The sequence below is a fragment of the Achromobacter sp. ES-001 genome (assembly GCF_019448355.1).
Lineage (GTDB): Bacteria > Pseudomonadota > Gammaproteobacteria > Burkholderiales > Burkholderiaceae_B > Achromobacter > Achromobacter spanius_B.
Genome location: NZ_CP079940.1, coordinates 1,135,825 through 1,147,893 on the forward strand (window position 1 = coordinate 1,135,825; position 12,069 = coordinate 1,147,893).

The following is a 12,069-nucleotide window of genomic DNA, read 5'->3' on the forward strand; positions in this document are numbered from 1 at the left end:
ATCCTTTCAGCAGGAAGTACAGGCAGAGGAGGATTCGGTGACCTCGCACGCGCCGCCCTGGCAGCAGTGCTCGGTCAGATAGCCGAGCAGCCCATTCATCTGGGTGAAGTCGGCGCGGTAGATCAGGTTGCGGCCCTGCTGCTCGATGGTGACCAGGCCGGCATGGGCCAGTTCTTTCAGGTGGAAGGACAGGGAGTTGCGGGCCACGTCGAGCTGGTCGGCGAGGACGCTGGGTGTCAGCCCTTCGGGGCCGGCGACCACCAGGGCGCGGAACACGCGCAGCCGCTGGGTATGGGCCAGGGCGCCGAGGGCGGAAATGGCTTGGGTCTCGTTCATGATTCGATAATACAACATTTATTGAATCATTGGCAAAACGCTTCAATTGAATGGAGCCTGCGCGCTTGCGAGGCTTGACTTTCAAGACAGTTGCTCACGCCTTCGCGCCTGCGGCGCTGCGCGCTTCGCTTGCCTCCAGGGGAAAGCCCTGCGGGCTATCCCCGCCGCGCGATGCTTGGCGCCCCTCGATGCCGCCGAACCGGCTGCGCCGGATCGGCCCGGCCAGCGCCCCGCCGCGATGGACGGGACGCTGGCGAACACGCTGGCGCTTGCTGCGGCAGGTTGTGCAGGTGCGTGCCGTCCTCAACGCGGTTCAGGGACAACCCGCCCGGCATCGCTATGGAGCTTCCACGCCACGCCTCAAGACCGGCGCTGCAAGGCATGGCGGGGCGTTCTCGCCTGTCGTTGTGGGGTTGACCTGGCCCGCGTCAGCGGGCGAGTCGGAGAAGCCTTCGGGCGGGGTGCAGTGGTCAAGTTTTAGTGGACACCTGCATAGGTAGTTTTGGCGGTTGGCTGCGTTCATATGCAGCCGGCGCCTGATAGCAGTACCTTGATCTTGATCAATAAGACTCTCTGTACCCAGCTACGGGTACATATACCCGCGCAACGAACCAGCAGACCAACTTCCAACTCACCTCAGGGGCTCAGCGCACACAGCCAGGTCTGCGCGCGATCGAGGCGCCGAGCAGGCAGACGTTCGGCACTGACCGCTGAGGCTATCGACGATCGGTGACCGGATCACGACCGAGCAAAGGCCCCCGCGCGCGGTGTGGACGTAGCGATGGGATACACAAGCGCATGATGTCGGCGCCTGCCGCTAGGACTGGGCACGTGGCAGTCACGGAGAAAAAATGTCCCGCTCGCGTAGCAACGTGGCCGGCCGGGTAGATCCCAGAATCAGGCAAAGAGATACGCCAGTTGGCTGGACGGACCGCAGCGCCCTCGGACTACTGCCGCAGATGGGGCAATACCAAGTCAAACCTGGTGACAAGCTCACTGGAGGTCACGGCAACGGAGCCACCATGTGCCTCCGCAATCGATTTCACGATGGCAAGGCCAAGACCGGCGCCCGCCGTATTTCGTTGCCGTGCCGGATCAACTCGGTAGAAGCGGTTGAAGAGCTTTGGTAGATCGCGCTCAGGAATTCTCTCACCGGGATTGACCACACTGATCGTTGTCCACTGCTCGTCCTGCGAAAGCAAGACCGTGATGCTCTTGCCGCGAGGCGTGTGTCGAATTGCATTCGAGAGAAGATTGTTCAGCGCCCGGGTGAGCATTTCCCGATCCGCCGCTATGCTGCCGATCGCCCCTTTAACACCAAGCGTAATGCCGCTATCTTCTGCCAGCGCCTCGAAATAGTCGAACAGACTCCGCACCAATTCGGACAGATCAATGGTAGACAGACGCAAGTTGCGGGGATCATTTTCCGTTTGGGCAAGAAACAGCATGTCACCAATCATGCGTCCCATCCGATCAAACTCTTCCAAATTTGAATAGAGGATTTCTCTGTATTCCTCGTTGCTGCGCGGCTGGCCAAGCGCCACGTGAGTCTGCGTGACCAGGTTGGTGACGGGCGTGCGCAACTCGTGCGCGATGTCTGCGGAAAAGTGTGATAGCCGGGTGAAGCCTTCCTCGATTCTCGCCAACATATCGTTGAAGGCGAATACCAGTTCCGCCAGTTCGATCGGCACATCCCGAGGATCCAGCCTCACATCCAGCTTTGAAGAGCGAATCGCCCGAATCTCTTCATTGACCTTGCGAATCGGCAGGTGGCCCCACTGCACCGCCAGCCAAGCCACACCGAGCGCCAGGCACATGACCAAGCCGGTTGCCCACCAGAGCATGCGCTTGAACTCCGCCAGGAAGTCGAGATGAAAGCCGATGTCCATGGCAGCGACGATGCGGTAGCCGGGCGCCGCTGAATCGTCAGCAGGCAGTTGCAGCACCACACCTCGATATGACCTCTGATCCTCCTGCCACACGATCAAATCGTCAGCGGTGATGCGGTTGACCAACTTTTTGCTACTGGCAAGTTTAGACAGGTCAGGACCGGGCGTGGCATAGATGCTATTGCCAGCCCCATCGTAGACGCCGTACGTCATCCCATGATGTCCTGCGACTGCGTTGGCCAAGTGTTGCTTCAGTTCGTCGCTTGCGATGTCACTTGCAAGCTGGTGCAAGGGCTGAGCCAAAGCGGTTGTCACTGCCTCCAGTTCGTGGGCATCCTGTTGAGCAAAGTGGTGCTCCAACGACCGGAGAATGACCCAATTGAACACAAGAAACACCAAGGTCGTGGCGATACCAACGAGGGCCGTGACCCTCAATGCAAGCGACGCTGGACGGCTTTGCCGCGGCTTATGGCGCAGGGGCATCATCGGGCGCATCGAGCGTGTATCCCATTCCACGCACGGTGTGGATGAGCTTCGGATTGAACGCATCGTCTATCTTCGCGCGTAGACGGCGGATGGCTACATCGATGACGTTGCTGTCGCTGTCGAAATTCATGTCCCATACCTGCGACGCGATCAGAGACCGTGGAAGGACCTCCCCCTGGCGACGGGCCAGGAGCTCAAGCAACGCGAACTCCTTGCTGGTGAGATTGATGCGTTGGCCAGCGCGCGTTGCGCGCCGGCGCGCCAAGTCCAGCACCAAATCGGCAACCTGGATGCGATCAGGCTGGCTCGGAGCGCTTCCGCGTCGCAGCAGCGTCCGCACCCGCGCCAGCAACTCAGAGAACGCGAATGGCTTGACGAGGTAGTCGTCCGCTCCCAGTTCCAATCCCTTGACACGGTCGTCTACACCGCCACGCGCCGTCAGAAAGAGCACAGGGACCTGTTTACCGGCATCTCGAAGGGCACGCACGATGCGCCAGCCATCGACATCCGGCAGCATGACATCCAAGACCACCAGATCGTATGTCTCGCCCATGGCCAGGTGGTGTCCGTCCAATCCGTTGCGCGCCAGATCCACGACGAATCCCGCCTCCATGAGACCTTGGCGGACGTAATCCGCCGTCTTGTTCTCGTCTTCAACGACCAGCAGTTTCATCGCATGTCCCATGAAATCGCTACGGCGCGGAAAAATAGCCGCTCACGATGTACGCATTCATCCACTTTCAATCAGCAATTTACTGGTTGCCAGCTTCCACGAACATGACACGAACATTACATGAATGTAATTCAGGGGTCATTCGATGGAAAGTGCCCAACCCATAGCATGACCTGCATTGCGTCGAACTGTGCCGCTCAGGATGGGGTGGCGTTTAGAACGACTTCCGAGTCATCTATGGAGGATTTCAGGCCATGCCGCCTCGTTCACCCTTTTTTATCGTGCCCACACAGGGCCTTTCTCGTCGGCGTTTCGTCCAAGGGTTAGCCGCCGGCGGCGTTCTCGCTGGGCTGTCCACGCCGGCGTTCAAGGCATTTGCCCAGCAAGGCTCCGCGACGCGCGGTGCCGCCCCTGTGCTGAAGGGCACCGAGTTCGACTTGGTGATCGCCGAATCGCCCGTGAACTTCACGGGCAAGCCAGGCGTGGCTACGACCATCAACGGCTCGCTGCCGGCACCGACATTGCGTTGGCGCGAGGGTGACACCGTCACAATCCGTGTAACCAACAAGCTGCGTGAAGCCACATCCATTCACTGGCACGGGATCATCCTGCCGTATCAGATGGATGGCGTGCCGGGCATCAGCTTCAATGGCATCGCTCCCGGCGAGACCTTCACGTACCGCTTCAAGGTTCAGCAGAGCGGCTCCTACTGGTACCACTCGCACTCCGGCTTCCAGGAACTCACGGGCATGTACGGGGCGATCATCATCGACCCCGCTGGCGCCGAGACCATCCACGCCGACCGTGACCACGTGCTGCTGTTCTCGGATTGGACCGACGAAGACCCGATGCGGGTGTTCACCAAGCTCAAGTCCCAAAGCGACTATTACAACTACAACCAACCTACCGTCTTCGACTTCTTCCGGGACGCCTCGCGCGAAGGCACGGCCGCTGCGATCGACAAGCGCAAGATGTGGAACGAGATGCGGATGAATCCGACGGATCTCGCAGATCTGTCTGCCGCCACGCTGACCTATCTGGCCAACGGCGTCACCCCCGCCGGCAATTGGACGGCGCTGTTCCGACCGGGTGAGCGCGTGCGGCTGCGCATGGTCAACGGTGCGGGCAACACCTTCTACGACGTACGCATTCCAGGACTGAAACTCACGGTGGTGCACGTCGATGGTGTTGACGTGGAGCCGGTGACCGTCGATGAGTTCCGATTCGGTCCTGGCGAAACCGTCGACGTGATCGTCCAGCCACGGGATGACGCTTACACGATCTTCGCCCAGGCGATGGACCGGACAGGCTACGCGCGTGCCACGCTGGCCGTGCGTGAAGGTCTTCAAGCTCCCGTGCCTGCCCTCGATCCGGTCGAATGGCTGACCATGAACGACATGATGGGCGGCATGATGGGGGGCATGGACCATGGCGGGTCCGGCCAGGCCATGGAGATGACCGGGATGACGGGCATGACGGGCATGACCGGGATGACCGGGATGGGCTCGGGTTCGATGTCCGGGATGGATCATGGGGCGATGGCAGGCATGAATCACGGCGCCATGAACCACGGTGGCATGGCGATGGATCACAGCCAACACGCCGCGGCGGCGGGGGGACTGGCCGTGCCCAGCACTACTGCTCGCCACGCTCGCACCGAGTATGGTGCCAGCACGGACATGCGCGTTGACATGGCGCGCACCAACCTCGATGACCCCGGCATCGGACTGCGCAACAACGGTCGGCGCGTGTTGACCCTCGCGGATCTGCATACCCCGTCGGGGCCGCTGGACAAGAGAGGCCCCGGCCGGGAGGTCGAACTGCACCTCACGGGCAACATGGAACGCTACGCATGGTCCCTGGACGGGCTGGAGTTCGGAAAGTCCACGCCGGTGCACTTCAAACACGGCGAGCGGCTGCGGGTCATTCTGCACAACGACACCATGATGACCCATCCCATGCACCTGCACGGCATGTGGAGCGAGCTGGAAAGCCCCGACGGTCGCTTCCTTGCGCGCCGCCACACCCTGCCGGTGCAGCCGGCACAACGCATCAGCTTCCTGGTGACAGCCGACGCGCTCGGCCGCTGGGCGTGGCACTGCCACCTGATGTTCCACATGGATGCCGGCATGTTCCGCGAAGTCGTGGTGTCTTGAACCCAGCGCACAAGGAAGACCAAGAATGTCCAAAGCACTCCCCACTCGCGCACTGGCCACGACGCTTCTGGCCCTGGTAAGCGTCGCCGCCCAGGCACAAGCACAGAACGACCATGCAGCGCACGGCCAGGCCGACGCTCAAACGGCCGCGCCATCCACTCAGACCGTGGCTCCTGCCGCCGACCCGCACGCGGGTCACGCGACGTCGGCGAGCGGCTCGACCGCGGCCCCGGCCATGGATCACGGCAACATGCAGATGCAGGGCGGGTCGGCGCCTCCTGACGCCCGCGATCCGCATGGCTACTCCAATGGCCTGACATTGGGATCGGGCGACTACGCCGTACCCGGTGTGCCGCGGCTGATGCTGGCCGACGAACACAGGTTCTTTTCGTTGCGCGGCGAAACTCTGGAACGCCGCTTCACGCGCAAAGGAGACGACTCCACGGCCTACGACCTCCAGGCGTGGTATGGGACGACCTACAACAAGGCCGTCGTGAAGGCCGAAGGCGATATCGCCAAAGGAAAGCTCGAAGAATCGCGTACCGAGCTTCTCTGGGGGCACGCCGTCGCACCGTACTGGGACACCCAGCTCGGCGTTCGGGTGGATAACGGGGAAGGCCCGAGCCGTCAATGGTTGGCTTTCGGCATCCAGGGCCTCGCCCCCTACTGGTTCGAGCTGGAGGCGACGGGCTACGTGGGAAGTGGTGGACGTACGGCGCTGCGTGTCGAAGGCAGCTACGAGCTGCTGCTGACCCAGCGACTGATTCTGGAGCCTCGCGCCGAGTTGCAGTTTTATGGCAAGGACGACCCGGAACGCGGTATCGGCAAGGGCCTGGCCGAAGCGTCTGCTGGCTTGCGCCTGCGCTATGAATTCAGTCGCCAGTTCGCCCCCTATATCGGCGTGGAACGGGCGGGCAGCTTCGGACGCACCGCGGACTATGTGCGTGCCGAAGGCGGCCGTGCGCAGCAGACGCGCTGGGTGGCTGGCGTGCGATTCTGGTTCTAGAACCTAGCGGGTTTGATCATCTGATGAGAGGCGATCCATGAACATGCACTACGACAGAAGCCAGGGCAAAGTGCCGAGACGCCAGGCATTGATCGCTGGCTTGTTGGTGATGGCACTCGCAGGACCGAGCCTGGCGCAGAGCCGACCGATTGCCAAGGTCTGGAAGGACCCGAGCTGCGGATGCTGCAAGGACTGGGTCTCACACCTGCAAGGCGCAGGCTTCGATGTGCAGGTTCTCGACACCGGGAACACCGCAGCGCGCACGCGGCTGGGCATCCCGCAGAAGTACGGTTCTTGCCACACGGCGCAGATCGGCGGCTATGCCATCGAGGGTCATGTGCCTGCCTCGGACATTCAACGCTTGCTGCGCGAAGCCCCGCAGGCCATCGGCCTCGCGGCGCCCGGCATGCCGGTCGGTTCGCCCGGCATGGATGGTCCGGCCTATGGTGGACGCAAGGACGCCTACGACGTGCTGCTGATTGGGAAAAACGGTAGCAGCACGGTCTATCAGTCGCATCGCTGACCATCCATCAACCCTTCTCCGTGGAGATATGCCATGCAGCATCAGCACACACAGACCCCCAGCGATCGCCCCCGGTTCTGGCGATCGCGCTACGGCGTGGCGTTCCTCATCATCGCCGCTGTCGCCGCGTATTTCCTGCTCAAGGAGCATACGGCACATGTTGCCGGCTATCTCCCCTTCCTGCTGCTGGCGGCTTGTCCGCTGATGCACCTGTTCATGCACCGTGGTCACGGCCACGGCGGACACGATCATGCCGCGCGTCAGGGTAAGGAAGGTGCCGCAGCCTCCAAGGAGCAGAAGCAATGAGTCGAGGCACTCGCACCGTGCGAGCACGCGACGCCGCGCTTGTCTCCTTGCGCGCCTGCGGCCTGCTGCGATCACCAGACACCAAAGGTTAACGGCGGAGGGCACTTGTCACTATGAATTCACCCAGCAAGTCTTCAGGACATGAGCACGCAGGCATGGCGGCGGGTGCCACAACGTCCGGCCCGCATACGCACCACCATCACGCCAGCCATGCTGGAAGTGACGACGCGGGCGGGTCCTCAAGCCACACGCAGCCCGATGCCGCGACGCGAGATCCGGTGTGTGGCATGGCGGTCACGGCGGCGTCGGAGCACCGTTCCACGCACTTGGGGAACACGTACTTGTTTTGCAGCACCGGATGCAAGGCCAAATTCGACGCCGATCCGGCGCGATATGCCAGCGGTGACGCGGGCATAGGCACAGGCAGCGGCCATGCACCGCATCACCATGCCAGCACCGCAGTTTCACCGGCCCCGGCGGCATCGCCAACCGCGCCCGGAACCATCTACACCTGCCCGATGCACCCGGAGATCCGCCAGGATCATCCGGGAACCTGCCCCAAGTGCGGGATGACGCTGGAGCCTCTGCTGCCCGACCTCGATGACGACAACCCGGAGTTGCGTGACTTCTCGCGTCGCTTCTGGTGGACCTTGCCGCTGACGCTCGTGGTCTTGGCGCTGGCGATGCTGGGCGAGCGGCTGCACCTGATGGACATGGCTACACAGAGCTGGGTCGAGTTGGTGCTGTCGTTGCCGATCGTGCTGTGGGCCGGCTGGCCCTTCTTCTCCCGCGGCTGGCTGTCCGTGGTCAACCGCAGCCCGAACATGTGGACACTGATCGGCCTGGGAACGGGTGCGGCATTCATCTACAGCGTTGTGGCAACCGTTGCGCCGGAAGTGTTTCCAGCTTCCTTCATGTCCATGGGACGGGTCGGCGTGTATTTCGAGGCCGCCGCCGTCATCATCTCGCTGACACTGCTCGGCCAGGTGCTGGAACTCAAGGCCCGCTCCCAGACTTCGGCAGCCATCAAGTCGCTGCTGGGGCTGGCACCCAAGACGGCGCGGCGCATCAATGCGGACGGCAGCGAGGAAGACGTGCCACTCAGCCATGTGCACGTCGGCGACCTGCTGCGCATCCGACCCGGCGAGAAGGTGCCGGTGGATGGCATCGTGCACGAGGGCAGCAGCTCGATTGACGAATCCATGCTGACCGGCGAACCGCTGCCCGTCAGCAAGCGCGTGGGCGACAAGGTCATCGGGGCCACACTCAACACCAGCGGCGCGCTGGTCATGCGTTCGGAGCGGATCGGCTCGGACACCGTTCTATCGCAGATCGTCCAGATGGTCGCCCAGGCGCAGCGTTCCAAGGCACCGATGCAACGCATGGCCGATGTCGTTGCCGGCTACTTCGTGATGGCCGTCGTCGCCATTGCGGTAACGACGCTCCTTGTATGGGGATTCTTCGGGCCACAGCCCACCTGGGTCTATGGACTGATCAATGCGGTGGCCGTCCTGATCATCGCCTGCCCGTGCGCGCTGGGTCTGGCCACGCCGATGTCGATCATGGTCGCAACGGGCCGTGGCGCCACGCAGGGCGTGCTGTTCCGCGATGCCGCGGCGATCGAGAATCTTCGCAAGGTCGATACCCTCGTCATCGACAAGACAGGAACCCTGACCGAAGGCCGACCTGCTTTCGATCAGGTCGTCGCAGCCCCCGGCTTTACGAACGATGAGGTGCTGCGTCTTGCGGCCAGCCTGGACCAGGGCAGTGAACACCCCCTGGCCGACGCCATCGTGCAGGCCGCGCGTGCCCAGGGCCTCCAACTCGTGAAGCCTCAGAGCTTTGAATCGGGAACCGGCATCGGCGTGCGCGGAAAGGTTGAGCACCGGCAACTGGCGTTGGGCAACACAGTGCTGATGGAACAGTCTGGCGTATCGGTGGAACCGCTCGTACCCCAGGCCGAAGCTCTGCGCGGCGAAGGGGCCAGCGTCATGTACCTGGCGGTGGACGGGCAGCTCGCGGGCTTGCTCGCCGTGTCCGATCCGGTCAAGGGCAGCACCCCCGAGGCCCTGGCCGCGTTGAAGGCTGCGGGCCTGCGGGTCATCATGGCCACCGGGGACGGGCAGACCACCGCCAAAGCCGTCGGTGCACGCCTAGGCATCGACGAGGTGCATGGTGAGGTCAAGCCGGCGGACAAGCTCATGTTGATCGAGCGACTGCAGAAAGAAGGACGCATCGTCGCCATGGCCGGAGACGGCATCAACGACGCGCCGGCCTTGGCGAAGGCAGACGTGGGCATCGCCATGGGAACGGGAACCGACGTGGCGATGAACAGCGCCCAGGTCACGCTGGTCAAGGGTGACCTGCGTGGCATCGCTGTCGCTCGCACGCTCTCGGTGAGTACCGTGCGCAACATGAAGCAGAACCTCATGTTCGCCTTCCTCTACAACGCGCTGGGCATCCCCATCGCCGCCGGGGTTCTCTATCCCCTCACGGGCTGGCTGCTGTCGCCGCTGATCGCAGCATTGGCGATGAGCCTGAGTTCGGCGTCGGTCGTTGGCAACGCCTTGCGCCTGAGAGCGAGCCGACTGTGACCGGATTTTCTTTCTGAAACTACAGGAGCCTGCTATCGCCCAGCAAACCGTTTCTTTCGTTCCACGCCGTTGCAAAGGTGCAAGCCTTATCTCGGCATTTCGTTCTTAAACCACACCTCACACATCCAGGTAGAAACTTCTATGACCCGTTCACATTTCATCGCCAAGCTCGTCGCGCCGATCGCTGCTGGTCTGTTCGCCACCGCCGCATTCGCGCATCCTTCGCTGGTGTCTTCAACGCCGGCCGACAAGTCGCAGGTTTCTGCGCCAGCCACCATCGAACTGAAGTTCTCCGAGACGCTGGTGCCGCAGTTCTCCGCCGCGAGCCTTGTCATGACTGGCATGCCGGGAATGGCGAGCCATGGCCCGATGAAGATCAACGCCAGCGTCGCGGCTGCCGGCGACGGCAAGACCATGGTCATCACGCCGGCACAGGCGCTCCAGCCCGGTGACTATCGCGTCGAATGGCGTGCCGTCTCCTCGGACACGCATCCGATCACGGGTAACGTCACCTTCAAGGTGAAGTAAGCCCATGGCCGGGGATTGGTTGACCATCGTCCTGCGCCTGGCGCTGTATCTGGACCTGGCGGCGGCGTTTGGCGTCGCCATGTTCGGTCTCTATGCTTTGGGCAACGACGAGCGATCCTCGACGATCTCGCGCCGCTATCGCGTCCTCATTGGCGCATCCGCTGCCATCGGCATTGCCCTGTCGATGTGGGGCATGACGGTCATGGCCAAGGCCATGTCCGGTGCCCAGAGCTACGCGGAGCTGTCAACGCACGTCTTCGACATGCTCATTACGGGCACGCACATGGGCATCGCCTGGTGCATTCGCATCCTCGCGCTGTTGGTGTGTGTGCTCGTCGCAATGTTGAAATTGAACGCTACCTTGCGATTTGCAGTGATGGCGCTCTCCACCGGCGTGGCGCTGGCGACCCTTGCGTGGGCAGGCCACGGCGCGATGGACGACGGCGTTCGCGGCTACATCCATCTTGCGTCGGATATCACGCACCTCTGGGCAGCGGGCGCTTGGGTGGGCGCATTGGTGGCGTTCTTGATGCTGGCATCCCACAAGCAGGATGTCGCGCAAGACCCGGTAGCGGTCCTCAGTCGGACGTCGAATGGCTTTGCTCGCATAGGTACAGCGATCGTGGCTGCACTCGTCGTGAGTGGAATTCTCAATTACCTGTTGATCGCCGGACCATCGTTTGATCCGCTCATCTCGACGCTGTATGGCCGGCTGCTGATGGTAAAGCTCTTGCTTTTCGCAGGCATGCTGGCGTTGGCTGCTGCCAATCGGTATCGGTTGAGCCCGAGCCTGGAGGCTGCTTTGAAGGCAGGCAATCGCGCACAGGCAGTCATCAAGCTTAGACAGAGTCTGTTCACGGAGGCGACCTTGGCCGTTTTGGTTCTGGCGAGCGTTGCATGGCTTGGCATCTTGTCTCCCACTGGAACCTAGTCCTTCATGGGCGGCAGATGACAGCACATGAATTGAATGTAATGCACGGGTAAGCGCTCTGTAGACCGCCTGCTTCTACATTTAACGACGCGGCGCAAGTTGTCGTCGTTTTTACAAAGGAGTCGATCATGAAATCGCAAATTGTCATTGCCGCCCTGTTGAGCGCTCTCTCCGTGCCAGCCTTCGCCGGTCATGCAGCAGCCCAAGCAGCCAAGGAAATGGTTCCCTTGGCTGACGGGGGAACGCTGTACATCTTCAAGGACGGAAAGATGGCACAGGAAAGCCGCTTCGGGCGCGCCGTCTATCTCAATGTCGGAGCTTCGGTGTCGACGAAGGATGGGCGCAACATCGCGATCACCAGCAATGAAGTCGCTCGCCTCGGGTCGCTGCTACAAAAAGAGCACGGCGGATGACGCCGCGGGTGTGCGGTGCTTTTCAAAGCTTCTGCACAGTGTGACAGAGACGCGCGCCCCGATTGGGCGCGCGCGCTTGGGACGCGTCACGAGCAACCACGAGCGCTCAAGGTGCCAGTTTTTGCGATGTCAAGCGCATCAACTTCCCTGAAATGGATCCAGCCTCCCCGTCCACCGTGATTCGTCCACGGGACATCTGGCGCGAATGAGAACTTGCGAGGAGCCCGA

At 62.2% G+C, this 12,069-nt stretch carries 11 protein-coding genes; 8 read left to right on the forward strand and 3 right to left on the reverse strand.

The window, feature by feature from the left end; genetic code table 11:
* Positions 1 to 6: 6 nt before the first annotated feature.
* The 3 genes from KYT87_RS05055 to KYT87_RS05065 form a co-directional block, all read right to left on the reverse strand.
* On the reverse strand, positions 7 to 336 hold the full coding sequence (locus KYT87_RS05055; RefSeq protein ID WP_003116799.1) for a helix-turn-helix transcriptional regulator: 330 nt from the start codon (positions 334 to 336) through the stop codon (positions 7 to 9).
* Positions 337 to 1,283: 947 nt separating this feature from the next.
* Positions 1,284 to 2,720: a Cu(+)/Ag(+) sensor histidine kinase gene (locus KYT87_RS05060; RefSeq protein ID WP_003097498.1), complete on the reverse strand. Its 1,437-nt coding sequence runs from the start codon at positions 2,718 to 2,720 to the stop codon at positions 1,284 to 1,286.
* Entirely contained in the window at positions 2,692 to 3,384 is a 693-nt protein-coding gene (locus KYT87_RS05065) for a heavy metal response regulator transcription factor (protein ID WP_003097513.1), read from the reverse strand. The genes KYT87_RS05060 and KYT87_RS05065 overlap by 29 nt, the downstream gene beginning before the upstream one ends.
* Positions 3,385 to 3,638: 254 nt before the next feature.
* Here KYT87_RS05065 and KYT87_RS05070 point away from each other — a divergent pair, with 254 nt between their 5' ends.
* The 8 genes from KYT87_RS05070 to KYT87_RS05105 all read left to right on the forward strand — a co-directional run bounded on the left by KYT87_RS05070 (position 3,639) and on the right by KYT87_RS05105 (position 11,841).
* Positions 3,639 to 5,540, forward strand: coding sequence for a copper resistance system multicopper oxidase (locus KYT87_RS05070; protein WP_003097515.1), 1,902 nt, complete (start codon positions 3,639 to 3,641; stop codon positions 5,538 to 5,540).
* A 25-nt stretch (positions 5,541 to 5,565) separates the two neighbouring features.
* A complete protein-coding gene (locus KYT87_RS05075; RefSeq protein WP_005408883.1) occupies positions 5,566 to 6,546 on the forward strand; it encodes a copper resistance protein B in 981 nt (326 codons plus the stop codon).
* A 37-nt stretch (positions 6,547 to 6,583) separates the two neighbouring features.
* Complete coding sequence (locus tag KYT87_RS05080; RefSeq protein WP_003090303.1) at positions 6,584 to 7,069, forward strand: DUF411 domain-containing protein; 486 nt, start codon at positions 6,584 to 6,586, stop codon at positions 7,067 to 7,069.
* Between the two features lie 33 nt (positions 7,070 to 7,102).
* On the forward strand, positions 7,103 to 7,375 hold the full coding sequence (locus KYT87_RS05085) for a DUF2933 domain-containing protein (RefSeq protein ID WP_003097518.1): 273 nt from the start codon (positions 7,103 to 7,105) through the stop codon (positions 7,373 to 7,375).
* 287 nt (positions 7,376 to 7,662) lie between these two features.
* A complete protein-coding gene (locus KYT87_RS05090) occupies positions 7,663 to 9,969 on the forward strand; it encodes a heavy metal translocating P-type ATPase (RefSeq protein ID WP_228777907.1) in 2,307 nt (768 codons plus the stop codon).
* Between the two features lie 141 nt (positions 9,970 to 10,110).
* On the forward strand, positions 10,111 to 10,497 hold the full coding sequence (gene copC, locus KYT87_RS05095; protein ID WP_003090319.1) for a copper homeostasis periplasmic binding protein CopC: 387 nt from the start codon (positions 10,111 to 10,113) through the stop codon (positions 10,495 to 10,497).
* 4 nt (positions 10,498 to 10,501) lie between these two features.
* Entirely contained in the window at positions 10,502 to 11,428 is a 927-nt protein-coding gene (gene copD, locus KYT87_RS05100; protein WP_003097522.1) for a copper homeostasis membrane protein CopD, read from the forward strand.
* A gap of 128 nt (positions 11,429 to 11,556) precedes the next feature.
* Complete coding sequence (locus KYT87_RS05105) at positions 11,557 to 11,841, forward strand: CopK family periplasmic copper-binding protein (RefSeq protein ID WP_003090336.1); 285 nt, start codon at positions 11,557 to 11,559, stop codon at positions 11,839 to 11,841.
* Positions 11,842 to 12,069: the final 228 nt, after the last annotated feature.

Bases quoted from the DNA above. Each gene is read 5' to 3' on its own strand.
- KYT87_RS05055 (WP_003116799.1), bottom strand. From the start codon at position 336: ATGAACGAGACCCAAGCCATTTCCGCCCTCGGCGCCCTGGCCCATACC.
- KYT87_RS05060 (WP_003097498.1), bottom strand. From the start codon at position 2,720: ATGCGCCCGATGATGCCCCTGCGCCATAAGCCGCGGCAAAGCCGTCCA.
- KYT87_RS05065 (WP_003097513.1), bottom strand. From the start codon at position 3,384: ATGAAACTGCTGGTCGTTGAAGACGAGAACAAGACGGCGGATTACGTC.
- KYT87_RS05070 (WP_003097515.1), top strand. From the start codon at position 3,639: ATGCCGCCTCGTTCACCCTTTTTTATCGTGCCCACACAGGGCCTTTCT.
- KYT87_RS05075 (WP_005408883.1), top strand. From the start codon at position 5,566: ATGTCCAAAGCACTCCCCACTCGCGCACTGGCCACGACGCTTCTGGCC.
- KYT87_RS05080 (WP_003090303.1), top strand. From the start codon at position 6,584: ATGAACATGCACTACGACAGAAGCCAGGGCAAAGTGCCGAGACGCCAG.
- KYT87_RS05085 (WP_003097518.1), top strand. From the start codon at position 7,103: ATGCAGCATCAGCACACACAGACCCCCAGCGATCGCCCCCGGTTCTGG.
- KYT87_RS05090 (WP_228777907.1), top strand. From the start codon at position 7,663: ATGGCGGTCACGGCGGCGTCGGAGCACCGTTCCACGCACTTGGGGAAC.
- copC (WP_003090319.1), top strand. From the start codon at position 10,111: ATGACCCGTTCACATTTCATCGCCAAGCTCGTCGCGCCGATCGCTGCT.
- copD (WP_003097522.1), top strand. From the start codon at position 10,502: ATGGCCGGGGATTGGTTGACCATCGTCCTGCGCCTGGCGCTGTATCTG.
- KYT87_RS05105 (WP_003090336.1), top strand. From the start codon at position 11,557: ATGAAATCGCAAATTGTCATTGCCGCCCTGTTGAGCGCTCTCTCCGTG.